Genomic DNA, 23,575 nt, shown 5'->3' on the forward strand with positions numbered 1-23,575 from the left:
ATGTCGCAATCCACACCGAGCCAGAAGGCCCTCACTCATTTCAAGACCACACAGCCGTGAGCCCTGTCACCAACCTCCGTGGTCAGTACACCTAGCGGTCAGGCGCGGACGGCGGCGCGCTCGCGCAGCTCCTTCAGCACGGCGATGTCCATCGCGTGCCCGGTGCCGTCCCCGCCGTGCTTGCGGTCCGGGGTCTCCACCAGCAGGGGGACGCCGACCGTCTCCGGGTGTTCGAACAGCTCGCGGAACGGTTCCGCGCCGATCATGCCGGCGCCGATGTTGGCGTGCCGGTCCTTGCGCGCGCCGACGACGTCCTCGGAGTCGTTGGCGTGGATCAGCCGCAGCCGGCCCGGGCCGGCCGCCGACGCCAGCGCGTCGAGCGCGGCCGTCACCCCGCCCGGCGCGGCCAGGTCGTGCCCGGCGGCGAAGGCGTGGCAGGTGTCCAGGCAGACGCCGACCCGGGGGTGCCCGTCCAGCGCCTCGACGTACTCGGCGAGCTCCTCCATCCGGGAACAGAGCGAGCTGCCCTGGCCGGCGGTCGGCTCCAGCAGCAGCCAGGGCGCGTCGTCGCCGAGGGCGTCCAGCTCGTCCAGCAGCGGCCGCACGTCGGCCCGCACCTGCGCCATCGCCTCGGCCCGCCGGGAGCCGCCGCCGGGCGCCGCACCGACCGCCGAACCGGTGTGCAGGACGACGCCCAGCGCGCCGATCGCGTGGCCGCGGCGCAGCGAGTGCCGCAGCGAGTCGGCCGAGCGCTCGCGAGTGGCCGGGTTGTCCGAGCCGAAGTTGATCAGGTACGGCGCGTGCACCCAGGCGGGGAGGCCCTGCTCGGCGCAGGCCGTCCGGAACTCCTCGTCCTGCGCCGGGTTGCCCGGGGGAGTGGCCCAGCCGCGCGGGTTGGCCACGAACACCTGCACCGTCTCGGCGCCGACCCGCCGCGCGTACGCCAGACCCGTTCCGGCCAGCCCCCGGGCGGCCACCGGGACGTGGGCGCCGACCGGGTTGCGGAGGGTGCCGAGGGGCGCTGCGGGTGCGGTGGTCATGGCCCCGAGCATGCCACGCCGCGGGGCGGCGTCGGCGGGCGGCCCGGCCCGCGACCCGAGCCCCGCCCGCCCGGCGCGGTCGGCGCGGTCGGCGCGGTCGGGCGTGTCGTCGGCGCCGGGCGGCCCGCGCCACGCCGGGCCGTCGCACCACCGGCCGACGCCTCGTCAGTCCCGCAGCCCAGCCCTGGTGGCGGGCCCACCCGGCGGCCCATAGCGTCGACTCGGCCACACCCACCGGCCGTCACCAAGCACGCACACCGCGTGAGAACCGCCGTTCCAGAACACACCGCGTACCTAGCGCGCCGCCCGGCAGGCCCCGGCCGCACACCCGCGAGCGCGCCGGAAAGACAGGTCACCACTCATGCCCACGCGACGGGTCCACCACCTCGCCGCGGCCACCGCGGCCGCCACCGCCCTGACCACCCTCCTCGCCACCCTGGCCGCCGCGCCCGCGGCCCATGCCGTCGGCTTCCTGCACGTCGTCCGGCCGGGCGAATCGATTCAGCGGGCCGTCGACGCCGCCCACCCGGGCGACACCGTCCGACTGCTCGCCGGCACCTACCCCGGCAGCGTCCGCATCACCACCCCCGGCCTCACCCTGCGCGGCGCCGGCCGGGACACCGTGATCACCCCAGGGGCCGGCACCGAGAACGCCTGCGCCACCGCCGGGCACGGCATCTGCGTGGACGGCACCGAGGCGGCCCCGCTGCCGGACGTCACGGTCGAGGCCCTCGCCGTCACCGGCTTCCGCAGGAACGGCATCGACGCCAGCGGCACCACCGGGCTGACCGTGCGCGCCACCTACGTCCACGACAACGCCCAGCAGGGCATCAGCCAGGAGATCTCCACCCGGGCCGTGATCGTCGGCAACCGGTCGACCGGCAACGGCCAGTCCGGGGTGTTCCTCGCCAACTACGCCTACCGCGAGGGCGGCGCGCCCGACACCGGGGGCACCCTCGTGGAGGGCAACGAGCTGACCGGGAACCGGATCGGCGTCACCGTCCGCCGGCTGCGCGGGCTGGCCGTCCAGGGCAACGAGATCCGCGGCAACTGCGGCGGCGTCTTCGTGGTCGGCGACGAGGGCGTGCCCCGGGCCGGGGACCTCGACGTACGGCACAACCGGGTCGTCGCCAACAACCTGTTCTGCCCGGCCAACCCGCGCCTGGGCGCGATCCAGGGCGCGGGCATCGTGCTCACCGGAGTCGAGGACGCCCGGGTCACCGACAACGAGGTCCGCGACAACGTCGGCACCTCCGACTTCTCCGGCGGCATCGTCCTCTTCAAGAGCGTCGTCGGCGCCGCCAACGCCCGCAACACCGTCACCGGCAACAGGCTGAGCGGCAACAGCCCGGCCGACATCGCCGACCGCGACACCGGCGGCGACAACGCGTTCTCCCGCAACACCTGCTCGCGGTCCGAGCCGTCCGGCCACTGCTGAGTCGCCGGCGCGAACCCCGGCCCCAACCCGCGGTACGCGCCCGCCCGGACCGCTCGTCCGCACCTCTCGCCCGCACCCCCCGTCGAGAAGGAAGACCTTCCATGACCTCCGCACCGCCCAGTCCCCAGGCCGCGATGCGCCTGCGCGAGCTCGTCTTCGGCGCCGCCTGCGCCGCCGCCGTCCGCGCGGCCGCCCGGCTCGGCGTGGCCGACGCGCTCGGCGACACCCCGACCAGCGTCACCGACCTCGCCGCCGCCCTCGACACCGAGCCCCGCCCGCTGCGCCGCCTGATGCGCGCGCTCACCTGCTACGGCATCTTCGCCGAGACCACCGACGACCGCTTCGAGCACACCGAGATGTCCCGCCTGCTGCGCGAGGACGCCCCCAACTCGCTGCGCTACATCTCCCTCTGGTGCACCGAGCCGTGGACCTGGGAGGCATGGCCCAAGCTGGACGAGGCCGTCCGCTCCGGCCGCAACGTGTTCCCCGACCTGTTCGGCAAGGAGTTCTTCGACTACCTGCACAGCGACGCGAGCGACTCCGCGAAGGTCTTCGACAAGGCGATGACCGCCTCCAGCCGGCAGTCCGCGCACGACCTCGCCGAGTACCTGGACCTCACCGGGGTCGACTCGGTGGTGGACATCGGCGGTGGCCAGGGGCACGTGCTGGCCAGCCTGCTGGAGAAGCACCCGGCGCTGCACGGCACCCTGCTCGACCTGCCCAAGGTGGTCGCTGGCGCCGAACCCCGGCTGCAGGACGGCGGTGCCTTCTCCGCCCGCGCCCGGCTGGTGCCCGGCGACTGCCGGGTGGAGATCCCGGTCCGCGCCGACCTCTACATCATCAAGAACATCCTGGAGTGGGACGACGAGAGCACCCGTCGCACCCTCGCCAACGTGGTCGCCGCGGCCCGGCCCGGCGCCCGCGTCGTGGTGGTGGAGAACCTGGTCGACGACAGCCCGTCGATGCGCTTCACCACCGCGATGGACCTGATGCTGCTGCTCAACGTCGGCGGTGCCAAGCACTCCAAGGAGAGCATGGTGCGGCTGATGGAGGACGCCGGACTGGACGTCGAGGGCGTCCACCTGGTCAACCCCTACCTGCACGCCTTCGAGGCCACCGTGCGCGGCTGAGCCCCGGCTCCACCCCGAACGACCGAGCCCCACCCGAAACGACCGCCGGCCCCCGAGTTCCAGGGGCCGGCGGTCGTCCGTGTCCTCCGTCAGGCCTTGTGCGAGGACTCCAGGTGCGCGAAGACCACCACGTTGTTCACGTAGTCCCGCTGCTTCTTGTCGTACGCGCCGCCGCAGGTGATCAGCCGCAGCTGGGCGTCGGGTGTCTTTCCGTACACCTTCTGGTCCGGGAAGGCGTTCTTGGCGAAGGTCTGCACCGAGTCCACCGAGAACACCGCGACCGTGCCGTCCTCGCGGGCCACCTCCACCTTGTTGCCCGGCAGCAGCAGCCTCAGCAGCGCGAACACCGCCGGGCCCTTGGTGGTGTCCAGGTGGCCGGCGACCACCGCGCTGCCGCGCTCGCCCGGGCTGACGCCGTCCCGGTACCAACCGACCAGGTTCTTGTCGTTCGGCGGCGGCGCGTTGAGCTGGCCCGCCGGGTTGAGCGTCAGCTCGGTGAACGGCGCGTTCACACCGATCTGCGGGATCCGCAGCCGGGTCGGCTTGGCGGGCTTCAGCGCCGGCGCCGCGGGTGCCGCGGGTGCCGCGGGTGCGGCGGGTGCGGCGGGTGCGGCGGGTGCGGCAGCCGCGGCCGTCGGGCTCGGCTGCGCGGCGGCCGCCGCGGGCGCGGCAGCCGTGGCAGCCGGTGCGGCCGGTCCGGGGACGGCCGGGACCGGGACGGCCGGTGCGACCGCCGCCGGGGGAGCCGCAGAACCGGACACCGAGTCGGCGCTCGGCGCGGTGTCCACCGAGTTGTAGATCAGCAGTAGACCGACCGCAGCTGCGCCCATACCCGTGCGCAGCAGCCGGGACGTACCAGAGACGGGACCGCCCATCGCTCCTCTCCTCCACTCGCATATGGGTCGCAACGGTCCGCCGCCCCCGTGCGCCTCCCCCGGGGAGGGGGAGACGCGTGGGGGCGACGGTAGGCGTCAGACCGCGGCGCCGACGGTACGGCGGCCGCGGCGCAGCGCGTACGCGCCGGCCCCGAGCCCGCCGAGCAGCAGCACCGCGCCGGAGGCGAGACCGCCGCCGGACAGCGCCAGTCCGCCGCCGCCGGTGTGCACGCCACCGCGCGGGCTTTCGCCCCGGCCTTCCCCGCCCCGGCCTTCGCCGCCTCGGCCCTCGCCACCCCGGCCTTCGCCGCCTCGGCCCTCGTCGCCTCGGCCTTCGCCGCCTCGACCCTCGCCACCCCGGCCTTCCCCGCCCCGGCCCTCGTCGCCTCGGCCTTCGCCGCCTCGACCTTCCCCGCCCCGGCCTTCCCCGCCCCGGCCCTCGTCGCCTCGGCCCTCCCCGCCTCGGCCTTCGTCGCCCCGACCGCGACCGTCGGAGCCCTTCCCTTCGCCTCGGCCTTCCCCGCCCCGGCCTTCGTCGCCCCGGTCGCCCTTGTCCTGCTTCTCCTGCCAGGTGAGGTTCTTGCCCGAGTCGGAGGAGGAGCCGTCGGCAAAGGCCATGGGGGTGCCGACGGTCAGGACGGCGGCGACGGCCGCTCCGGCGAGCAGCGTGCGTGCAGAACGCATGAGGATGATCCTTCCGATGCGCAGTCCCGCGACCGCCGGCACGGTGCCGGACGAGGGAACTCGCGGGAGGTGCGCCTGATCCACCGTCAACCACCGCGGCGCCCGCTGCCACCGGAGCGTGGTCGAGACGGTACGGACTGTGAGCCCTTCGAGTGGAGTCCCGGGCGTGTTTCACCCGAGTGCCCCGGCGATCCGGGTGAATCGGTCTAAGGTCCGCCGTCGCAATCCCGTCGTCGGACTCCCGTCGTCCGCCCGGAGGCGCGCAGGCGGGGGATGGACGACGGACCCTGCCCGGGCACACGCGTGGGCCCGCCCCCGGCGGATGGCCGGGGGCGGGCCCAGGACGAGCGGGACGGGGCGGGCGGGATCAGCGGTCCCAGCGGTAGAACTCGTGCGCCATCGCGTCCTTCGGCTCGCGCCAGGTGGCCGGGTCGTAGGCCTGGACGAAGGCGGTGAGCCGGTCGCTGACGGCCCGGAACTCCGGGTGGCCGACGACCTTGGCGACGGCCGGGCCCGGCGGGCGCTCGGCCTCGATGAGGTGCAGGTAGACGTCGCCGAACTGGAACAGACTGCGGCCGGTGACGCCGATCAGGTGCGGCAGTTCGCCCTGGTCGGACGCGGCGAACACCTCGGCGATGTCCGGCGCGGCCTCCGGCTTCATCCGGGCGACGATCAGGGCGCGGTGCATCCCGGTCACCGCTCCGCCGCCCGCTTCTCGACCTTCTCGCGGATCAGCTCCAGCTGGATCCGGGAGTTGCGGTTGATGTGGTTGACCATGCCGTCGTCGTCGACCGGGGCGGTGGGCTTCATCGCGAAGTCCTGGATCCAGCGCATCCTCGTGCCGGCCGGGACCTCCGCGTACTCCCAGCGGATGTCCATGAACTCGAACGGGCCGGGCTCGACCCGGCGGGCGCGCACCGCGAGCGAGGTCTTGTCGGTGGTGCGCTCGGAGACCCAGCTCCACACCTGACCGTTCTCGTCCGGGTGCATGGTCAGCCGGAAGCGGACGCTGTCGCCGTCGCGCTCCAGCACCTCCACCGAGGCGTACTCGCTGAAGAGGTCCGGCCAGTTCTCCAGGTCGTTGGTGACCTCCCAGACCAGGTCGAGGGGGGCGGCGATGACGATCTCGTTGTCGGTGTGTCCAGGCATCTCAGGCATCGGCTTTCGGGGAGAGGGTGGGGGAGAGGGTGGGGGAGAGGGCGGGGGAGAGGACGGTGGAGAGGGTGGTGGAGAGGGAGGTGGAGAGGGAGGTGGCGAGGGAGGTGTTGACCAGTTCCAGGAACTCGGCCGGGGTCTTGGCGGATTCGGCGCCGGAGGTGACCTTGAGGCCGTGCCGGTTCTCCAACTCGCCGACGACGCCGAGGAGTCCGAGAGAGTCGACGCCGAAGTCGTCGAACTGCACGCCCGGGCGCTCCAGGTGCTGCGGGTCGACGGTGACGCCGGCCCGGGACTGGATCAGGGCGGCCAGCTCGGGATAGCTGAGGGTGTTGCTCACGGGAGTCCCTTCGGAAGAGTGTGCGGGTGGGGGTCAGGGCTGCTCCCCGCGCCGGAGCACCAGCGCGGAGTTGGAGCCCATCAGCCCGCGGCTGAGCACCAGCGCGGTGCGCAGTTCGGCCGGGCGGGCGCGGCCGGTCACCAGGACGAGGTCGTGGCAGACCTCGGTGACGTTGGGGGTGGGCGGCAGCACGCCGTCCTCCATGGCCAGGACGGCGGCCGCGACGTCCAGCAGCGGGGCGCCGCAGTAGGCGCGTCCGGTGCCGGTCTTGGGAGCGGTGACCGGGACGCGTTCGGCGGCCGGTCCGAGCGCGTCGGCCAGTGCGAGCGCCTCGGCCCGGTCGGCGGCCGGGACGCCGAGCGCGTCCGCGAAGACCACGTCGATCTCCTCGGGCGCGATCCTGGCCTCGTCCAGCGCGATCCGGATCGCGGCGGCCAGCCCCGCACGGGACTCGTCCCAGCGCGAGGCCCCGGTGAAGGTGGCGCCGTGCCCGGCCAGGTGGGCCCGGACGGCGGCGCCGCGCCGCCGGGCCGCCTGCTCGTCCTCCAGCAGCAGCATCGCGCCGCCCTCGGCGGGGGCGAAGCCGCAGGCCTGCGCGGTGAACGGCAGGTAGGCCCGGTCGGGCTGTTCGGCGAGGCTGACCTCGGGGTAGCCGAGCTGGCAGACCATCGAGTACGGCGCCAGCGGGGCCTCGGCGGCGCCGGCCACCACCGCGTCGGTGCCGCGCTCGATCGTGCGCGCGGCGTGCGCGAGCGCGTCCAGGCCGCCGGCCTCGTCGCTGGCGACCACCCCGCACGGGCCCTTGTAGCCGCCGCGGATCGAGATCTGGCCGGTGCTGGCCGCGTAGAACCAGGCGATGGACTGGTAGGGGCCGACGAACCTCGGTCCCTGGCCCCAGAGTTGCTGGAGCTCACGTTGGCCGAACTCGCCGCCGCCGGAGCCGGCCGCGGTCACCACGCCGACCGTGAAGGGCTGTTCGCGGTCGGGCTGGAACCCGGCGTCGGCCACCGCCAGGTCGGCGGCGGCCATCGCGTAGTGCGTGAACCGGTCGGTCTGTACCAGGTACCGGCTGTCGATCACGGCCTGCGGGTCGAAGTCCTGCACCTGGCCTGCGACGCGCAGCGGGAGCCCGGCGCAGCCCTCGCGGGAGATCCGGTCGAGGACGCTCACGCCCTGCCTGGTGGCCTTCCAGAAGGCGTCGGCCCCAACGCCGTTCGGCGCCACCACGCCGAGGCCGGTGACCACCGCCCGGCGGCCCTGCTGACGTGACGTCATGAGAATCACCCCGTTCTGTTGAGCACGACGGCGGACTGGAATCCGCCGAATCCGCTGCCGACCGAGAGGATGTGGCTCAGCGGCAGCTCGCGCGCGGTGCGCGGCACGTAGTCGAGGTCGCACTCCGGGTCCGGAGTCTCGTAGTTGGCGGTCGGCGGTACGACGCCGTGGGCCAGCGCCAGGGTGCAGGCGACCACTTCTATGGCGCCGATCGCGCCGAGCGAGTGCCCGACCATCGACTTGATGGAGCTCATCGGCGTCCGGTAGGCGTGGTCGCCGAGCGAGCGTTTGACGGCGGCGGTCTCGTGCCGGTCGTTCTGCTTGGTGCCCGAACCGTGCGCGTTGACGTAGTCGACGTCGGTGCGGTCGACCCGGGCGTGGGCGAGCGCGTCGTCGATCGCCCGGGACATCTCCAGCCCCTCCTGGGTGAGGCCGGTCATGTGGTAGGCGTTGCCGAAGGTGGCGAAACCGCCGACCTCGCCGTAGATCCGGGCGCCGCGGCGGCGGGCGTGCTCCAGCTCCTCCAGCACCAGGACGGCGCCGCCCTCGCCGAGGACGAAACCGTCGCGGTGGGCGTCGAAGGGCCGGGAGGCGTGCTCCGGGTCGTCGTTGCGCTCGCTGGTGGCCTTGATGGCGTCGAAGCACGCGACGGTGATCGGCGAGATCGGGGAGTCGGACGCGCCGGCGATGCAGATGTCGGCGCGGCCCTCCTCGACGGCCTGGAAGCCGTAGCCGATCGCGTCCAGCCCGGAGGTGCAGCCGGTGGAGACGGTCTGCACCGGGCCGTGCGCGCCGGTGCGTTCGGCCACCGCGGAGGCCAGCGTGCTGGGCGCGAAGGCCCGGTGCAGCTGCGGCTCGGCCCGGTGGTGGTCGACGTCCCAGCGGGCGCCGCCGGAGCTGACCAGCGCGTAGTCGTGCTCCAGCCGGGTGGTTCCGCCGACCGCCGTACCCAGTGAGACGGCGATCCGCCACGGGTCCTCGTCCGCCAGGACCAGGCCGGCGTCCGCGATCGCCTCGTCCGCCGCGACCATCGCGAACTGCACGTAGCGGTCGGCCCGTTGGACGTCCTCGGGGCCCAGCCCGTGGGCCACCGGAGTGAAGTCGCACTCGGCGGCGATCCGGGAGCGGAACCCGGTGGGGTCGAAGAGCGTGATGCCCCGGGTGGCGGTGCGGCCGGCGGTGAGGAGGTCCCAGAAGGCCGGGACCCCTATTCCGCCGGGCGCGACGACACCGATCCCGGTGACGGCGACGCGCCGGGTCACGAGGCCACCTTGGCGTGTTCCGGCGGGCCGGCGGCGGCGGTCTCCTCGGTGTCCACGTGGCCGAGGTCGGGGCGCGGGGCGAGCGGGCCGAGGTGGAACACCATCCGGGCCTCGGTGTCGCCGACGTTGCGGAAGCGGTGGCGCATGTTGACCGGGATCATCAGGCCCTGGTTGGGCTTGATCGGACGGGTCTCGCCGTCCAGGTCCACCTCCAGGTCGCCGCAGACCACGAACACGAACTCCTCGGAGTACGGGTGGTAGTGCTCGCCGATCCGCTCACCGGGCCGGACGATCGCCAGGCCCATGAACCCGCTGGTCGCCCCGCAGGTGGACGGGGTGAGCATGGCGCGCAGATCGCCGCCGCGTCGACGGTTCTCCGGGGCCTCGTCGACGTGCACGATCCGTGGATACTGCGTGGTCATGGTGTTTCCTCCGAGAGAGATGACGGAACGTCAGTTGTCTTTCGAACTGCGGTCGGTGATCGGGCTCATGGCGTGGGCGGCGAGGACGGCGGCCAGTCCGGCGGCGCTGCGCAGGTCGCCCTGGGCGCCGAGGTCGAGCAGCTTGCCGAGCGCGGCGGCCTCCTGGTCGCCCGCCACGCCGAGGGCGGCCGCCGGGTCGGCCTCGGCCGGCACCCGCAGGTCGACCAGGCGCACCACCACGTCCTCCCGCTGGAAGACCGTGCTCGCCGCGACCGGGCCGGTCGGGTCGGCGGTGGCGAGGTCGTCGTACCCGCCGAGCAGCTCGGCGACGGCCTGTCCCTGGCCGGTCCGGACCGGGTACAGCACCGCGTGCCGGTGCAGCCGGGCGGAGGCGGGGGAGCTGGCGATCGCCTGCTGCTTCGCGGGCAGCGCGGCCCGGGCGAAGAAGGCGCGCGCGGCCTGCGGGTCGCCCAGTTGGCGGGCCTCCTCCAGGTACGGGTTGATCGCCTCCTCGACGGCCCGCACCTCCGGCTGCATCGCCACGTGGCGCAGCGCGTCGCCGAGACTGCCGACCACCTCGACGGCCCGGACCACCCGGTTGCCGCGCATGAACAGCGAGGTGCGGTGCAGCCGGGTGTGCTCGTCCACCTCGGCCCTGGGGGAGGCGTAGCCGGACAGGATCCGGGCCACCTCGCGCTCGCTGCCGGGCTTGACCGTGAAGGTCAGCGCGTGCCGCACCACGCCGTCCGGGCCGGGTTCGGCCTTCGGCGGGCCGACGTGCCCGGCGGGCTCGCTGCGCGGCAGGCCGGGCGGGACCTCGATCGGGGCCCGGGTGCCGGTGGAGCCGGCCGCCGAGGTCTCGCGCAGGACGGCGTAGCGCAGCGAGCGGAAGTTGTCGCTGACGCAGCCGTGCATCGGCTTGACCATCTCGCGGTGGGCCGAGCTGTCCACCCACTCCAGGAACGTGTCCTGGTCCTCCCACTCGCTGGTGATCAGCCACTGGCGGGGGTCGTTGATCGACTGGCACAGCTGGTCGCTGACGTGGCCGCGCACCGATGCCACCTGGTGGCGCAGCTGCTCGTAGACGTCGAGGAAGCGCTGCTGGGCGCCGTCCTGGATCTCCAGCATCAGCACCACCCGGAGCCGGGTGTCGGATTCGGCGTGCTGCTTCCGCTGCGGTTCGGACAGAGTTGTCATGATCCACTTTCTGCTCTGGGCCGCACGCTGCGGGCCGTGGTGGCCGCGTCCGGAGGGTGCTCCCGGGCTGGGAGGGCGGTGCGACGGCGATCGGCCCGGTCGTTAGGCGCCAGGCCTGAGGTCGATCGTGAGCGGCGTAACGGGGCGCCGCGAGATTTGCGGGCCATCCGAGGGAAGAAGCGGCACAAGCACCCTCCGGCGGGGGATGGAAGAGCGGGGCCCCCGGTCGTGCGGCCCCGTCGAGGGCGGCCCCGAGCCCAGTAGCCGGGCCGTGGAATCCCCTTACAGGGTGGAGCAATTGATGAATCCGAAGGTTGACGACCGGGTGCCGGTCCTGATCGTGGGCGGGTCGCTGGTCGGGCTGTCGGCCTCGCTCTTCCTCGGTCGACTTGGTGTCAGGCACCTGCTGGTCGAGAAACACGCCGACACCTCGCATCACCCGCGTGGCCGAGGCAACAACGTCCGTACGATGGAGCTCTACCGGGTGGCCGGGATCGAGTCGGCCATCCGTGAGGCGGCCTCGGTGCTCGCCCCGAACCGCGGCATCCTGCAGGCGCCCTCGCTGACCGGCGACGAGCAGGAGTGGCTGTTCCGGGAGATCGACCCGGGCGGCCGGCTCGCCCGGTTCAGCCCCAGCTCATGGTGCCTGTGCAGCCAGAACGACCTGGAGCCGGTGCTGCTGCGCGCCGCCCGCGACCTCGGCGGCGACATCCGTTTCAGCACCGAGCTGGTCTCCTTCGAGCAGGACGCCGACGGCGTGACCTCGCTGCTGCGCAGCCGGGAGACCGGCGAGGAGCGCCGGGTGCGCTCGGAGTACCTGATCGCGGCGGACGGCCCGCGCAGCCCGGCCCGCGAGCGCCTGGGCATCGGCCAGACGGGCCAGGGCGAGCTGTTCCACAACGTCAGCATCACCTTCCGTGCCAAGCGGCTGGCCGACGTGGTCGGCGACCGGCACTTCATCGCCTGCTACCTGACCAACCCGGAGGCGGACGGCGCGCTGCTGCCGGTGGACAACCAGGCGGAGTGGGTCTTCCACGCGCCCTGGCACCCCGAGCACGGCGAGCCGCTGGAGGCGTTCACCGACGAGCGCTGCGAGCGGCACATCCGCACCGCCGTCGGCCTGCCCGAACTCGACGTCGAGGTGACCGGCCGGGCGCCCTGGCACGCCGCCGAACGGGTGGCCGAGCGGTACGGCGCCGGACGGGTCTTCCTCGCCGGGGACTCCGCGCACGAGATGTCGCCGACCGGCGCGTTCGGCTCCAACACCGGCATCCAGGACGCGCACAACCTGGCCTGGAAGCTCGCCGCCGTGCTGTGCGGCTGGGCCGGGCCGGAGCTGCTGGAGACGTACGGGCAGGAGCGCCGTCCGGTCGCGCAGGTGACCGGCGAGCGCGCCTCGGCCCGCTCGGCCGAGCACAGCCACCCCGGGTACGCGGTGGTGCCGGGCATCGGGCGGCAGGCCGGGGTGCTGGCGGTGGCGCTCGGCTACCGCTACCCGGTGGGCGCGGTGACCGGCACGGACCGGGCAGGGGCCGTCGTCCCCGAGGCGTTCGAGTCGGCGGGGGAGCCGGGGAGCCGCGCCCCGCACCAGTGGCTGTTGCGGGCGGGCGTGCGGCTGTCCACGCTGGACCTGTACGAGCAGGCGATGGTGTTGCTCACCGGCCCGGAGGGCGCCGCCTGGCGGTCCGGCGCACGGCGGGCGGCCGACCGGCTGGCCGTCCCGCTGGACGCCTACCGGATCGGCGACGGCGCCGAGGACGACCTGGCGCCCGAGCCGGGCACGGACTTCGCCGCGCTGCACGGGATCGGCCCGGACGGCGCGGTGCTGGTCCGGCCGGACGGCTTCGTGGCCTGGCGCTCGACGGGCGCGGCGGACGATCCGGAGAGGGAGCTCGCGAAGGCCCTGCGGACGGTGCTGAGCCTGTAGCCGCAGGCGCGGACGCGGACCTGCCCGCCGGTTCACCGACCGGCGGGCAGGTCGTGGCGGTCGGCGGAGTGCCGGTTGCCGACGGAGAGCATCAGCGGCCGCCCGCCGGTCGGTCGGCGACCGCTCAGCCGGCGTCCGGTGCGGCGGCCAGGTCGGCGGGATCGGTGTTGGCGCCGCAGAGGAGGACGGCGACGCGCTCGCCCTCCACCTGGTCGAGGGCGGCGAGGGCGGTGGAGGCCGCGTACTCGACGGCGATCCGGCGGTCCTCCCAGAGCTGCCGGCGGGCGCGCACGATGGCCTCGTCGTCGACCAGGACGGACCGGACGCCCTCGTGGCGGGCGGCGTGGACGGCGAGGGCGGTGGCACGGCGGGCGCCGAGGGCGTCCTGGGCGACCGAGGCCACCGGGACGTCGACGGGCCGGCCGGCGGAGAGGGCGGCGTGCAGCGCCCGGCTGCCCTCCGGCTCCACCGCGACCACGCGCACGCCGTGCTCGCGGGCCGCGACGGCCACCCCGGCGAACAGCCCGCCGCCGCCGACCGACACCACCACCGTGTCCAGTCCGGGCACCCGGGCGCGGATCTCCTCCAGCACCGTGCCCGCGCCGGCGGCGATCAGGGGGTGGTCGTACGCGTGCGAGGCCAGCGCGCCGGCGCTCGCCGCGAACTCCTCGCAGGCGGCCAGCGCCTCCGCGTACTCCCGGCCGACCAGCCGTACCTCGGCGCCGTACGGGCGCAGCCGCGCCAGCTTCACCGGCGAGGCCGTCTCGGGCAGGAACACCGTGGCGCGGACGCCGAGTTCACGTGCCGCCCAGGCGCAGGCCAGGCCGGCGTTGCCGCCCGAGGCGATGGTGACCCCGGCGTCCGGAAGGGTGCCCGCCTCGGCGTGCGCGAGCAGGAAGTTCTGCGCGCCGCGCGCCTTGAAACTGCCGGTGTGCTGCAGGAACTCCAGCGCCAGCCAGGTCCGTCCGGCGTCGTCCCCGGGGGCGACGGCCACCGGCCGCACCCGGCCGGCGATCCGCTCCCCTGCGGCCTTGACCTCGTCGTACGTCAATCGGTCCATCGGGCCTGCTCCTTATGCCGGGTGCGTCACGTCAGGGTTTGACGGTACGTCGCGCCCGTGAAGGAGGAAAAGATCACGATCAGGCCGGACCGGGACGCCGCCCGCGCCCGGCTGCCGGGCCTGGCCGGGGCCCGGCTGGGCGACCGGGCACAGGCGTAGGCTGGCCCCCATGCGTCATGTGATCCTTCCGCCGCCGGCCCGCTAGCGGGCGGCGCACTCCACCCACCCCGGCCGGTCGGCCTTCTCGCCGCCACCGGGGCGCTGGCTGCCGCCCGCGTACCCCGCGGACCTCATCCGGCATCTCATCGTGGAGTACCGACACATGACCTCGTACGCCGCCGTGCCCTTCCGGCACGGCCTGTTGTCCATTGCGGCCGCCGCCGTCGCCTGGGGCGTGGGCGGTGCCGTGGCCGCGCTGCTGCTGCGCACCAGCGGCCTCGGCCCGGTGGCCGTCTCCTTCTGGCGCTTCGCCGTCGCGGCGCTCTGCCTGGCCCTGCTGCCGTCCGGCGGTCGGGCGGCCGAGCCCGCCCGCCGGGGCGCCGCCGTACTGACCGGGCTCGGCCTGGCGGTCAGCCAGTGCGCCTACTTCGGCTCGGTGCAGTACGCGGGCCTGGGGCTGGGCACGCTGATCACGATCGGCGCCGGCCCGGTGCTGACCAGCCTCGGCGGGCACGTCCTGCTGGGCGAGCGCCTCACCCGCCGGGCCGTCGTCGCCGTCGGGCTGGCACTGGGCGGCCTCGCGCTGCTGGTGGCCGCCCCGGCGGCGGGGCCGCGCCCGGCCCTGGGAGTCGCGCTGGCCGTGCTGGCGGGTGCCGGGCAGAGCGGGCTGACCCTGTGGGCCCGGGGCGGTGGTTCGGCGCGCGCCAGTACGGGCGCGTTCACCACCGGGCTGCTCTGCCTGCTGCCGTTGGCGGCCGTCCAGGGCCTGTGGCCGACCGAGGGGCACCCGGCGGTGACCGGCGGCGCGCTGCTGTTCCTCGGGACGGTGCCGACGCTGCTCGCCTACCGGTGGTACTTCACCGGCCTGAGTGTCGTCCCGGGCACCACGGCCGCCGTGCTGGTCCTGTTGGAACCGGCGACGGCGGCCGTGATGGGAGCGGGTTGGCTCGGAGAGCCGCTCACCGCGGGCCTGTTGGCGGGCTCGGCGCTGCTGCTCGCCGCGATCGCGGCCCTGGCCCGCGAGTAGTGCGGGTGGGGCTTGTATCAGGAGGGCACCGGCCGCAGGGTGACCGGGCCGGGGGCGACGGGTGTCGGGGTGAGGGCGCGCAGCACCAGGTCGACCTTGACCTTGGCGGCGCCTGCGCGCTGCAGGGCGGCGGCGACCGCCCGTAGCTCCTCGGGGCCGGTGCAGGCGAGGCGGAGCTCCAGGTCGGCGTCGCCGGCGAGGGCGAGCCCGCCCTGGACGGCCGGGTGCTCCGCCGCCAGCCGATCGAAGTCGAGCGGGATCGGCCCGTAGCTGACCCGGGCGAGCGCGTGCAGCGCCCGGGCCGGCTCGGGCCGTTCCGGTTCGGGGTCCGGATCGTCGGCGACCAGGTGGAGGGCGGTCACCGGTGCTGGAGCTGTGCGGTCGGGGCGGGGGCGAGTGGGATGGCGGCGGTGGTGGCGGGCGGGGCGACCAGGCGCGGGTCCAGGACGAGGGTGTCGACGCCGAGCGGGGCGACGAGCGCGCGCAGCGCGGGTTCGCCGAGCTCGGTGAACGCCTGGTCGGGTCCGAGGAGGGCGGCGAGGGACTCGGGGCTGGAGAAGCCGACGGCGCAGCGGCGGCCGTGGCGCAGGCGGAAGAGGCGGAGGGCGGTGGTGCCGGTGCTGGAGACGGTGACCGGAACGTGCCAGACGACGCGGGCCATGCGGGTGCTCCCGGGTGGGGTGGTGGTGCCTGCCGGAACTGCTGCTTCGACGCTAGGCCGGGTTCCGCCGGTCGTCGCCGGTCCTGACGCGGCGTTGACCGAATGGGGTGGTGCGTTGACGCAGTCCTGACGGTCGACTTACCCGATTGGACTACGCCACTCCCTATCCTTCCGTAAACATCCCTATCAGATGGTATCGTCCATGACGATAGGGATATCAGGGAGGATGGCCGCAGGTGGCGCAGTACTACTCGGTGGAACAGGTGGCCGAACTGCTCGGTCTGCACGTGCGCACCGTCCGCGGCTACATCCGCGACGGCCGGCTCGCCGCGACCAGGATCGGCAAGCAGTACCGGATCGCCCGTGCGGACCTGGAGGCCTTCGCCGGCGCCCCGGCCGCCCCGGCCGCGCCGAGTGTCGACCGGGCGCGCGCCGAGGTGTCCGCCGTCGTCCGGATCGAGGGCGTCGACCGGGCCGGCGCCGACCGGCTGACCACCGCCGTGCTGGCCGCGATCGCCGGACCGCGCGAGGGCGGTCGGCCGCTGCACGTCGAGACCGTCCACGACCCGGAGCGGGAGACCCTGCGGGTCGTCGTCCTCGGAGATCCGGCCGACACCGCGGCGCTGCTCGGCATCGTCCACACGCTGACCTCGGCCACGTACTGACCTCGTTCACGTACCGGCCTCACGACCGCACCGACCTCGTCCACCCATCGACTCGACCAGGGAGAACGGCAATGTCCGAGCAGTACGGCACGACGGTCCTCAGGCTGCCCGCGGAGGGCGCGCTGATCCGCGAGGAGCAGGACGCCATGGACGTGATCGGCGACGCCTTCGGCCGTGGCGCCTCCTGGGTGGTCGTCCCCGCCGCCCGGCTGCACCCGGACTTCTTCACGCTGCGCACCCGGGTCGCCGGCGGCATCGTGCAGAAGTTCGTCAACTACCGGGTCGGCCTGGTCGTCCTCGGCGACGTCGCCGACCACATCGCGGCGAGCGACGCCCTGCGCGACTTCGTCCGGGAGAGCAACCGCGGCCGGCAGCTCTGGTTCCTCGCCGACGAGGCCGAGCTGGCGGCCCGGTTCGCCGAGGTCTGAGCGCCCTCCGCTTGCCCCGCACCCGCCTCGGGACCACGGTGGAGCTGACCGCCGACGCGCTCCCGAGGCGCCCGGCGTGTGCTCCGGGGCGGGGGGAGGTGGAGCTGGGGGCCCGTGACGAGATATCTTGACGTCAAGACGTTGGAGACGTGAAGCGGAGTACCGATGACTGACTCGACCATCATCTATACGCACACCGACGAGGCTCCGGCCCTGGCGACCTACTCGTTCCTGCCGGTTGTCCAGGCATACGCCTCGACGGCGGGTGTGCGCGTGGAGACCCGCGACATCTCCCTGGCCGGGCGGATCATCGCGAGCTTCCCGGAGCGTCTCGCCGAGGGGCAGCGCATCGAGGACGCCCTCGCCGAGCTGGGTGGGCTCGCCAAGACCCCGGGCGCCAACATCATCAAGCTGCCGAACATCTCGGCTTCCATCCCGCAGCTCAAGGCGGCCGTCGCCGAGCTGCAGGCGCAGGGCTACGCGCTGCCGGACTACCCGGACGACCCGCAGACCGACGAGGACAAGGACGTCCGCGCCCGCTACGACAAGGTCAAGGGCAGCGCCGTCAACCCCGTCCTGCGCGAGGGCAACTCGGACCGCCGTGCCCCCGCCTCGGTGAAGAACTACGCCAAGACCCACCCGCACCGCATGGGCGCCTGGTCGGCCGACTCCAAGACCAACGTCGCCACCATGGGTGAGAACGACTTCCGCTCCACCGAGAAGTCCGCCGTGGTCGCCGCCGACGGTGCGCTGCGCATCGAGCTGGTCGCCGAGGACGGCACCACCACCGTGCTGCGCGAGAAGGTGCCGGTGCTGGCCGGCGAGGTCGTCGACGCCTCGGTGATGCGCGTCGCCGCGCTGCGCGAGTTCCTGGCCGCCCAGGTCGCCCGCGCCAAGGCCGAGGGCGTGCTGTTCTCGGTGCACCTCAAGGCCACCATGATGAAGGTCTCCGACCCGATCGTCTTCGGCCACGTGGTGCGCGCCTTCTTCCCGAAGACCTTCGCCAAGTACGGCGAGGCGCTGGTCGCCGCCGGTCTGGACCCGAACAACGGCCTCGGCGGCATCCTCAACGGCCTGGACGGCGTGCCGCACCTGGGCGAGGAGATCAAGGCCTCGTTCGAGGCCGAGCTCGCCGAGGGCCCGGCCCTGGCGATGGTCGACTCGGACAAGGGCATCACCAACCTGCACGTCCCGAGTGACGTCATCGTCGACGCCTCGATGCCGGCCATGATCCGCACCTCCGGCCACATGTGGGGCCCGGACGGCCAGGAGGCTGACACTCTCGCCGTGCTGCCGGACAGCAGCTACTCCGGCGTGTACCAGGCCGTCCTCGACGACTGCCGTGCCCACGGCGCCCTGGACCCGGCCACCATCGGCTCGGTCCCGAACGTCGGCCTGATGGCCCAGAAGGCCGAGGAGTACGGCAGCCACGACAAGACCTTCGAGATCGCCGCGGCCGGCACCGTCCGCCTGGTCGACACCGAGGGCACCGTGGTGCTGGAGCAGGCCGTCCAGCCGGGCGACATCTTCCGCGCCTGCCAGACCAAGGACCTGCCGATCCAGGACTGGGTCAAGCTGGCCGTCACCCGCGCCCGCGCCACCGGCGTCCCGGCGGTGTTCTGGCTGGACGAGAACCGCGCCCACGACGCCGTCCTGATCGAGAAGGTCAAGAAGTACCTGCCGGAGCACGACACCACCGGCCTGCAGATCGAGATCAAGTCCCCGGTCGAGGCCACCGCGTTCTCGCTGGAGCGCATCCGTCGCGGCGAGGACACCATCTCGGTGACCGGCAACGTGCTGCGCGACTACCTGACCGACCTGTTCCCGATCCTGGAGCTGGGCACCAGCGCCAAGATGCTGTCGGTCGTCCCGCTGATGGCGGGCGGCGGCCTGTTCGAGACCGGCGCCGGCGGCTCCGCCCCGAAGCACGTCCAGCAGCTGGTCAAGGAGAACTACCTGCGCTGGGACAGCCTGGGCGAGTTCTTCGCGCTGGCCGCCAGCTTCGAGCACCTGGCCACCAGCACCGGCAACGCCCGCGCCCAGGTGCTGGCCGACACTCTGGACCGCGCCACCGGCTCCTTCCTCAACGAGGACAAGTCGCCGAGCCGCCGCCTCGGTGGCATCGACAACCGCGGCAGCCACTTCTACCTGGCCCTGTACTGGGCCCAGGAGCTGGCCAAGCAGACCGCCGACGCCGCGCTGGCCCAGGCGTTCGAGGGCCTGGCCAAGACCCTCGGCGAGCAGGAGAAGGCCATCGTCGACGAGCTGATCGCCGTCCAGGGCTCGCCGGTCGACCTCGGTGGCTACTACCAGCCCGACCCGGCCAAGGCCGCGGCCGTGATGCGCCCGTCGAAGACCTTCAACGAGGCGCTCGCCAACCTCGCCTGATATCAGGGGAGTTGACGCACCGGGAGGCTCCCGGGTCCGTACTGGACCCGGGGGCCTCCCCGCGTTGTCGGGGTGTGTCCCGAGGATCCGGCCGGGCCCGGCCGGAAGAAGATCGAAGTGCTCCGTCAGGGAGCCGTCAAGGACCCTGGGCGGGGCCTCTGAGCGGCCCTAACATCCGAAGAACCGTTTCTCCGCTGCGGATCCGCAGGCGGACGTCACCACGCCGAATGATCGGGGCACTTCAGCATGCGCGTTTCCTCCCGCCGGACGACCAGGGCCACCCAACGGGCCGTCGCCGGCACCCTGCTGACGGCCCTGGCCGCGACCGGCCTGATGGCCGTGCCGCAGCAGGCCTCGGCGGCGACCGACTGCCCGGGCATAGAGCCGGGGGTCGGCGGGCCCGCCAACATCGGCAACGGCAACTGCTACAGCGCGCTGATCAACTCCATCGGCACCATGATCGGGGCCTTCCGCAGCGCGGCCCGCACCGCGCAGGCCGACAACGCGGCGTTCACCCAGGGGATGGCCAGCCAACTGAGCGCTGCGGCACCGGGGTTCAACGTCATGGTGTTCAAGTACGACGGCACCGACCTCTACGACAGCCTCATGTTCCGCAACGTCTACGAGGCGGACATGCACGGGGTCGTGGTCGACCAGACCGTGAAGCTGGAGCACCACGACTCGGAGGGTGGCCCGGCCGGCTACGACGACTTCCGGATCTGGGTCTTCGCGGGCGACTCGACCTTCACCAACAAGGGCGACGGCGGCTTCGGGAACTGGGCCTTCGTCGGCAACGACTCGGACCGGACCGTGACCACCTCCCGGTCCTGCGTGCTGATCCGCTGCTACGACAGCAAGCGGATCATCCACTTCCCGGCCCGCGAGATCGTGACCCCGGCCGTCTCGGGCGGTACCTCCAACCCCGGTGTCCCCGTCACCCCGGGCGTCCCCGCGACCCCTGGCACGGTGCCGGGTGTCAGCACCGGCGGCACCGCCACCCCGGGCGTCCCCGCCAAGCCCGGTACGGTGCCGGGCGTCAGCACGGGCGGCACCCCCGCCACCCCCGGCGTGCCCGCGCACCAGGGGGGCGGTGGTGGTGGCGGTGACGCCGTGACCGGCCTGCGGTACCCCACGGTGAAGACCGGCCGGGGCCCGGTGGCCACCGGGGCTGCCTCGGGGCCCGCGGTCCTCGCCGGCACCAGCGGCCCCAAGAACACCGGCTGGCAGTTCGCCGCGGTGGGCAACGGCCGCTACGAGATCACCAGCGCCGTGTCCGGCCTCGCGCTGACCGAGAACACCAAGGGCTACGTCGCCGACGCCAAGCCGTGGACCGGCGCCGACGAGCAGAAGTGGCAGCTCGTCGCCCAGGGCAATGGCCAGTACCAGATCCGGATCACCGACCAGGACTGCCTGACCTACGACGAGGACGCCAAGGCCCTGGGCGTCTGGACCTGCAACAACGGCTGGAACCAGCAGTGGAGGCTCCAGTAGGAGCCGGCGGGTCCGGGGCCTGGACCTAGGGCCGGTCCGGCCGGGCAGGCCCTAGCCGAGGAGGGCCCCGGTCCCGGTCAGCAGCAGGAGGGCGGCGCCGTTGGCGCGCGGGTAGGCCAGCGCCGTCCCGACCGCCTCCCGGAGCAGCGCGTACGGGCCGTGCGCGAGCAGTCCGTCCGCGCCGAGCACCCGGGCGGGGGCGCCGGCCCGGTGGGCGGCGAGGGCGGCGCGTACGGTGTGGAATCCGCTGGTGACGACCGTGCACCGGTAGCCGGTCCGTTCGGCGGCCATCAGGGCCGCGCTGAACCGCAGGTTCTCGACCGTGTTCACGGCCCGCTCCTCGCGGCGGATCCGGTCGGCCGGGACACCCCGGGCGGCCAGGTAGCGGGCCATCGCGGCGGCCTCGGTGCACTCCTCGTGCGGGCCCTTCCCGCCGGTGACCAGCAGCAGCGGGGTGTGTCCCGCGGCCTCCTCGGCGGTGAGACGTTCCAGTGCGGCGTCCAGCCGGGCCGCCAGCGGTGGTCCGGGCTCGCAGCCGTCCAGCGCGGCGCCGAGGACGACCAGGTAGTCGGCCCCGGCGGGGACGGGTCGGCGTTGCTGCCGCAGTGCGCAGCCGAGGAAGCCGAGCAGCCAGAGCAGGACGTACCCGCAGAGCAGGACGGCGACGATCAGCAGAGCGTGCATACCATCCGAACGTCTACAGCGGAACCCCCGTTCCGGACTGGAACGGGGGTTCCGCAGCGGGCGGCGGCGGGCTCAGCCCGCGTCGGCCGCCGGGGTCACGGGGGCGGCCGGGGTGGCGGCGGGGGCCGCCGGGCGCGGACCGCGCTTGTGCAGCGAGGCCAGGTAGGCGTTGTACGCCGCCAGCTCGGCGTCGCCGCTGCGCTCCTCGGCGCGGTCGCTGCGGCGGGCCTGCCGCTGTTCGGAGCGCATCCACTGGTACACCAGCGCGATCAGCACGATCGCGGTCGGGATCTCACCGAAGGCCCAGGTGATGCCGCCGGCCAGTTTCTGGTCCTCCAGGAGGTCGGTGCCCGGTGGCGCGCCCTCCACCGTGAAGGTGGTGACCAGCGGGTGGGCGGCCATCATCACCGCCACGCCGAAGAAGGCGTGGAACGGCATCCCCATGAACAGCTCGATGATCCGCATCACGTGGCCGGGGCGGTGCGGGCCCGGGTCCACGCCCATGATCGGCCAGAAGAAGGCCAGGCCGGTGAAGAGGAAGTGCACCATCATGAAGATGTGCCCGGCGCGGTACTGCATCAGGAAGTCGAACAGCGGGGTGAAGTAGACCCCGTACAGGCTCGCGATGAACAGCGGGATGGTGAACGCCGGGTGCGAGACCACCCGGACGTACCGGCTGTGCAGCAGCGCCACCAGCAGCTCGCGCGGCCCGCGCGGGCGGCCCTTGCCGGCCGGCCGCAGCGCGCGCAGCGCCAGCGTGATCGGGGCGCCCAGCAGCATCAGGATCGGCGTCAGCATGGAGAGCACCATGTGCTGGATCATGTGCGCGCTGAACAGCACCATGCCGTAGTCGTTCAGCCCGGTGCAGGTGACCAGGATCATGGAGCCGACACCGGCCGCCCAGCCGACCATCCGGCCGATCGGCCAGCGGTCGCCGCGCCGGTGGAGCCGGACCACGGCCGCCGCGTAGAGCGCCAGGGCGACCAGACCGCCCAGCAGGAACACCCAGTCGGGGGACCAGGTCCAGACGTTGGAGAGGGTGAACGGGCCTAGCTGGGTCATCCCGCCGTGGTGGTGCATGCCTGACATTCCGTCGCCCATCGGGGGGCCCTGCTTTCCGTCCTCGTGGCCCCTGGGGAGGGTCCGGTTCGCCCGTTTTGCTTGGCATACAGCCTAGGCGGGCCTTACCTCGGGCCGTGCCCCGCCCCCTCCGTACGGGTGGCCGCCGGGTGGACGACGGCTGGATAGACTGACCGGCCGGTCGACGGGGAGGGACGGTGCCATGGCGGCGGCGGGACAGGAACACCAGGGGCGGACCACGGTCGCCCTGACCGGGGCGACCGGCTTCATCGGCTCCGCCGTGCTGGCCGCCCTCACCGCCCGCGGCGCGCGGGTGCGCGCGCTGGCCCGCGCGGTGCCGGCGGAGCGCGGCGCCACCACCTGGGTGCCGGGCGACCTCGCCGACGAGGCGGCGCTGGCCGAGCTCTGCGAGGGCGCCGAGGTGCTGCTCCACCTGGCCTCCCGGGTCTCCGGCGGCGCCGAGGAGTGCGAGGCGGTGAACGTGCGCGGCACCGAGGCGGTGACGGCCGCCGCGACCCGGGCCGGGGTGCGCCGGATCGTCCACCTGTCGACGACGGCGGTCTACGGCGAGGGGCCGCACGCGGGCATACGGGTCGACGAGATACCGGCCGCCCCGGTCTCCGAGGCCAGCCGGACCCGACTGCTCGGGGAACGCGTCGCGCTGGCGGCCGGCGCCGTCGTGCTGCGGCCCGGCCTGGTGACCGGGACGGGCGACCGCTGGGTGGTGCCCGCGCTGGCCGATCTGGTCCGCCGGGTGCCGGTGCCCTGGGCGGGCGGGAACGCCCGGCTCTCCGTGGTGGACCGCGCCGACCTGGCCCGGCTGATCACCGCCCTCGCCCTGGACGAGCACGTCGTCCCGCCCGGCGTCCACCATGCGAGCCACCCCGAGCCGGTCCGGGCCGGCGACCTGCTCGGCGCGCTGGCCGAGCTCGGCCTGCTGCCCGCCCTGGACGGTCCGGACACGCCCTGGGAGGAGTGCCGCCGGCTGCTCGCCGCCACCCCCGGCCGGGTCTCCGAGCGCCAGTTCGCCCTGATCGCCCGCGACCACTGGTACCGCAGCGACGACGTCTGGCGCCGCGCCGCCTGCCCGCCCGGCCCCGGACCCCTCACCCGGCTGCCCGCCGCCGCGCCCTGGTACCGCCGGGCGCTCGGGCTCGCGGCCGGTTCGTAGGCTCGGGCTCGCCGTC

At 73.9% G+C, this 23,575-nt stretch carries 24 protein-coding genes; 9 read left to right on the plus strand and 15 right to left on the minus strand.

All coding sequences use genetic code 11. The features are described from left to right. Positions 1-98: 98 nt before the first annotated feature. Positions 99-1,040: a deoxyribonuclease IV gene (locus P3T27_RS39035; RefSeq protein WP_280686099.1), complete on the minus strand. Its 942-nt coding sequence runs from the start codon at positions 1,038-1,040 to the stop codon at positions 99-101. A gap of 361 nt (positions 1,041-1,401) precedes the next feature. On the opposite strand from P3T27_RS39035, the gene P3T27_RS39040 reads away from it, so the two are divergent. Together P3T27_RS39040 and P3T27_RS39045 are read left to right on the plus strand one after the other, a co-directional pair. Beyond that, positions 1,402-2,478 carry a right-handed parallel beta-helix repeat-containing protein gene (locus P3T27_RS39040; protein WP_280686100.1) on the plus strand — a complete coding sequence of 359 codons (1,077 nt, stop codon included), beginning with the start codon at positions 1,402-1,404 and terminating at the stop codon, positions 2,476-2,478. Positions 2,479-2,579: 101 nt separating this feature from the next. Next, positions 2,580-3,608 carry a methyltransferase gene (locus tag P3T27_RS39045; protein ID WP_280686101.1) on the plus strand — a complete coding sequence of 343 codons (1,029 nt, stop codon included), beginning with the start codon at positions 2,580-2,582 and terminating at the stop codon, positions 3,606-3,608. An 89-nt stretch (positions 3,609-3,697) separates the two neighbouring features. Here the strand turns inward: P3T27_RS39045 and P3T27_RS39050 are convergent, their stop codons facing one another. From P3T27_RS39050 to P3T27_RS39090, 9 genes are all read right to left on the minus strand, one after another. Continuing rightward, positions 3,698-4,483, minus strand: coding sequence for a class F sortase (locus P3T27_RS39050; RefSeq protein WP_280686102.1), 786 nt, complete (start codon positions 4,481-4,483; stop codon positions 3,698-3,700). Positions 4,484-4,579: 96 nt separating this feature from the next. After that, complete coding sequence (locus P3T27_RS39055) at positions 4,580-5,167, minus strand: hypothetical protein (RefSeq protein ID WP_280686103.1); 588 nt, start codon at positions 5,165-5,167, stop codon at positions 4,580-4,582. A gap of 367 nt (positions 5,168-5,534) precedes the next feature. Beyond that, positions 5,535-5,855, minus strand: coding sequence for a TcmI family type II polyketide cyclase (locus P3T27_RS39060; RefSeq protein ID WP_280686104.1), 321 nt, complete (start codon positions 5,853-5,855; stop codon positions 5,535-5,537). Between the two features lie 5 nt (positions 5,856-5,860). After that, positions 5,861-6,316: an SRPBCC family protein gene (locus P3T27_RS39065; RefSeq protein ID WP_280686105.1), complete on the minus strand. Its 456-nt coding sequence runs from the start codon at positions 6,314-6,316 to the stop codon at positions 5,861-5,863. A 1-nt stretch (position 6,317) separates the two neighbouring features. After that, the gene (locus P3T27_RS39070) at positions 6,318-6,662 is read right to left on the minus strand and encodes an acyl carrier protein (protein ID WP_348534201.1); all 345 of its coding nucleotides are present in this window, start codon (positions 6,660-6,662) and stop codon (positions 6,318-6,320) included. A gap of 33 nt (positions 6,663-6,695) precedes the next feature. Next, entirely contained in the window at positions 6,696-7,937 is a 1,242-nt protein-coding gene (locus P3T27_RS39075; RefSeq protein WP_280686106.1) for a beta-ketoacyl synthase N-terminal-like domain-containing protein, read from the minus strand. Between the two features lie 5 nt (positions 7,938-7,942). Next, positions 7,943-9,199, minus strand: a complete 1,257-nt coding sequence (locus P3T27_RS39080) for a beta-ketoacyl-[acyl-carrier-protein] synthase family protein (RefSeq protein ID WP_280686107.1) — start codon at positions 9,197-9,199, stop codon at positions 7,943-7,945. Next, the gene (locus tag P3T27_RS39085) at positions 9,196-9,621 is read right to left on the minus strand and encodes a cupin domain-containing protein (RefSeq protein WP_280686108.1); all 426 of its coding nucleotides are present in this window, start codon (positions 9,619-9,621) and stop codon (positions 9,196-9,198) included. The genes P3T27_RS39080 and P3T27_RS39085 overlap by 4 nt, the downstream gene beginning before the upstream one ends. A 30-nt stretch (positions 9,622-9,651) precedes the next feature. Next, the gene (locus P3T27_RS39090) at positions 9,652-10,818 is read right to left on the minus strand and encodes a SchA/CurD-like domain-containing protein (RefSeq protein ID WP_280686109.1); all 1,167 of its coding nucleotides are present in this window, start codon (positions 10,816-10,818) and stop codon (positions 9,652-9,654) included. Between the two features lie 301 nt (positions 10,819-11,119). Between P3T27_RS39090 and P3T27_RS39095 the strand changes: the two genes are divergently transcribed. After that, positions 11,120-12,745 carry an FAD-dependent monooxygenase gene (locus P3T27_RS39095; RefSeq protein WP_280686110.1) on the plus strand — a complete coding sequence of 542 codons (1,626 nt, stop codon included), beginning with the start codon at positions 11,120-11,122 and terminating at the stop codon, positions 12,743-12,745. A gap of 124 nt (positions 12,746-12,869) precedes the next feature. Here the strand turns inward: P3T27_RS39095 and P3T27_RS39100 are convergent, their stop codons facing one another. After that, on the minus strand, positions 12,870-13,805 hold the full coding sequence (locus P3T27_RS39100) for a serine/threonine dehydratase (RefSeq protein WP_280686111.1): 936 nt from the start codon (positions 13,803-13,805) through the stop codon (positions 12,870-12,872). Positions 13,806-14,127: 322 nt separating this feature from the next. On the opposite strand from P3T27_RS39100, the gene P3T27_RS39105 reads away from it, so the two are divergent. Further along, positions 14,128-14,991 carry a DMT family transporter gene (locus P3T27_RS39105; protein WP_280686112.1) on the plus strand — a complete coding sequence of 288 codons (864 nt, stop codon included), beginning with the start codon at positions 14,128-14,130 and terminating at the stop codon, positions 14,989-14,991. 17 nt (positions 14,992-15,008) lie between these two features. Here the strand turns inward: P3T27_RS39105 and P3T27_RS39110 are convergent, their stop codons facing one another. Together P3T27_RS39110 and P3T27_RS39115 are read right to left on the minus strand one after the other, a co-directional pair. Beyond that, positions 15,009-15,353 carry a hypothetical protein gene (locus P3T27_RS39110; RefSeq protein WP_280686113.1) on the minus strand — a complete coding sequence of 115 codons (345 nt, stop codon included), beginning with the start codon at positions 15,351-15,353 and terminating at the stop codon, positions 15,009-15,011. Next, positions 15,350-15,652 carry an SAV_915 family protein gene (locus P3T27_RS39115; RefSeq protein ID WP_280686114.1) on the minus strand — a complete coding sequence of 101 codons (303 nt, stop codon included), beginning with the start codon at positions 15,650-15,652 and terminating at the stop codon, positions 15,350-15,352. The genes P3T27_RS39110 and P3T27_RS39115 overlap by 4 nt, the downstream gene beginning before the upstream one ends. A gap of 236 nt (positions 15,653-15,888) precedes the next feature. Between P3T27_RS39115 and P3T27_RS39120 the strand changes: the two genes are divergently transcribed. The 4 genes from P3T27_RS39120 (at position 15,889) to P3T27_RS39135 (ending at position 20,624) form a co-directional block, all read left to right on the plus strand. Further along, the gene (locus P3T27_RS39120) at positions 15,889-16,317 is read left to right on the plus strand and encodes a helix-turn-helix domain-containing protein (RefSeq protein WP_280686115.1); all 429 of its coding nucleotides are present in this window, start codon (positions 15,889-15,891) and stop codon (positions 16,315-16,317) included. A 71-nt stretch (positions 16,318-16,388) separates the two neighbouring features. Then, positions 16,389-16,745, plus strand: coding sequence for a DUF4180 domain-containing protein (locus P3T27_RS39125; RefSeq protein ID WP_280686116.1), 357 nt, complete (start codon positions 16,389-16,391; stop codon positions 16,743-16,745). A gap of 165 nt (positions 16,746-16,910) precedes the next feature. After that, positions 16,911-19,133, plus strand: coding sequence for an NADP-dependent isocitrate dehydrogenase (locus tag P3T27_RS39130; protein WP_280686117.1), 2,223 nt, complete (start codon positions 16,911-16,913; stop codon positions 19,131-19,133). A 246-nt stretch (positions 19,134-19,379) separates the two neighbouring features. Next, positions 19,380-20,624 carry an RICIN domain-containing protein gene (locus P3T27_RS39135; RefSeq protein ID WP_280686118.1) on the plus strand — a complete coding sequence of 415 codons (1,245 nt, stop codon included), beginning with the start codon at positions 19,380-19,382 and terminating at the stop codon, positions 20,622-20,624. Between the two features lie 51 nt (positions 20,625-20,675). Here the strand turns inward: P3T27_RS39135 and P3T27_RS39140 are convergent, their stop codons facing one another. Both P3T27_RS39140 and P3T27_RS39145 read right to left on the minus strand, forming a co-directional pair. Continuing rightward, a complete protein-coding gene (locus P3T27_RS39140) occupies positions 20,676-21,308 on the minus strand; it encodes a YdcF family protein (protein WP_280686119.1) in 633 nt (210 codons plus the stop codon). Between the two features lie 72 nt (positions 21,309-21,380). Then, complete coding sequence (locus P3T27_RS39145; protein ID WP_280686120.1) at positions 21,381-22,388, minus strand: cytochrome c oxidase assembly protein; 1,008 nt, start codon at positions 22,386-22,388, stop codon at positions 21,381-21,383. A gap of 202 nt (positions 22,389-22,590) precedes the next feature. On the opposite strand from P3T27_RS39145, the gene P3T27_RS39150 reads away from it, so the two are divergent. Continuing rightward, positions 22,591-23,559 (plus strand): NAD(P)-dependent oxidoreductase, encoded by a 969-nt coding sequence (locus P3T27_RS39150; protein ID WP_280686121.1) that lies wholly within the window; start codon positions 22,591-22,593, stop codon positions 23,557-23,559. Positions 23,560-23,575 lie beyond the last annotated feature (16 nt).

Source organism: Kitasatospora sp. MAA19 (assembly GCF_029894125.1).
Lineage (GTDB): Bacteria > Actinomycetota > Actinomycetes > Streptomycetales > Streptomycetaceae > Kitasatospora.

Coding starts and splice junctions, on each gene's coding strand:
- P3T27_RS39060 (WP_280686104.1), bottom strand. CDS start 5,855: ATGCACCGCGCCCTGATCGTCGCCCGGATGAAGCCGGAGGCCGCGCCG.
- P3T27_RS39115 (WP_280686114.1), bottom strand. CDS start 15,652: ATGGCCCGCGTCGTCTGGCACGTTCCGGTCACCGTCTCCAGCACCGGC.
- P3T27_RS39100 (WP_280686111.1), bottom strand. CDS start 13,805: ATGGACCGATTGACGTACGACGAGGTCAAGGCCGCAGGGGAGCGGATC.
- P3T27_RS39065 (WP_280686105.1), bottom strand. CDS start 6,316: ATGCCTGGACACACCGACAACGAGATCGTCATCGCCGCCCCCCTCGAC.
- P3T27_RS39040 (WP_280686100.1), top strand. CDS start 1,402: ATGCCCACGCGACGGGTCCACCACCTCGCCGCGGCCACCGCGGCCGCC.
- P3T27_RS39140 (WP_280686119.1), bottom strand. CDS start 21,308: ATGCACGCTCTGCTGATCGTCGCCGTCCTGCTCTGCGGGTACGTCCTG.
- P3T27_RS39130 (WP_280686117.1), top strand. CDS start 16,911: ATGACTGACTCGACCATCATCTATACGCACACCGACGAGGCTCCGGCC.
- P3T27_RS39035 (WP_280686099.1), bottom strand. CDS start 1,040: ATGACCACCGCACCCGCAGCGCCCCTCGGCACCCTCCGCAACCCGGTC.
- P3T27_RS39135 (WP_280686118.1), top strand. CDS start 19,380: ATGCGCGTTTCCTCCCGCCGGACGACCAGGGCCACCCAACGGGCCGTC.
- P3T27_RS39095 (WP_280686110.1), top strand. CDS start 11,120: ATGAATCCGAAGGTTGACGACCGGGTGCCGGTCCTGATCGTGGGCGGG.
- P3T27_RS39145 (WP_280686120.1), bottom strand. CDS start 22,388: ATGCACCACCACGGCGGGATGACCCAGCTAGGCCCGTTCACCCTCTCC.
- P3T27_RS39075 (WP_280686106.1), bottom strand. CDS start 7,937: ATGACGTCACGTCAGCAGGGCCGCCGGGCGGTGGTCACCGGCCTCGGC.
- P3T27_RS39125 (WP_280686116.1), top strand. CDS start 16,389: ATGTCCGAGCAGTACGGCACGACGGTCCTCAGGCTGCCCGCGGAGGGC.
- P3T27_RS39090 (WP_280686109.1), bottom strand. CDS start 10,818: ATGACAACTCTGTCCGAACCGCAGCGGAAGCAGCACGCCGAATCCGAC.
- P3T27_RS39150 (WP_280686121.1), top strand. CDS start 22,591: ATGGCGGCGGCGGGACAGGAACACCAGGGGCGGACCACGGTCGCCCTG.
- P3T27_RS39045 (WP_280686101.1), top strand. CDS start 2,580: ATGACCTCCGCACCGCCCAGTCCCCAGGCCGCGATGCGCCTGCGCGAG.
- P3T27_RS39050 (WP_280686102.1), bottom strand. CDS start 4,483: ATGGGCGGTCCCGTCTCTGGTACGTCCCGGCTGCTGCGCACGGGTATG.
- P3T27_RS39085 (WP_280686108.1), bottom strand. CDS start 9,621: ATGACCACGCAGTATCCACGGATCGTGCACGTCGACGAGGCCCCGGAG.
- P3T27_RS39055 (WP_280686103.1), bottom strand. CDS start 5,167: ATGCGTTCTGCACGCACGCTGCTCGCCGGAGCGGCCGTCGCCGCCGTC.
- P3T27_RS39105 (WP_280686112.1), top strand. CDS start 14,128: ATGACCTCGTACGCCGCCGTGCCCTTCCGGCACGGCCTGTTGTCCATT.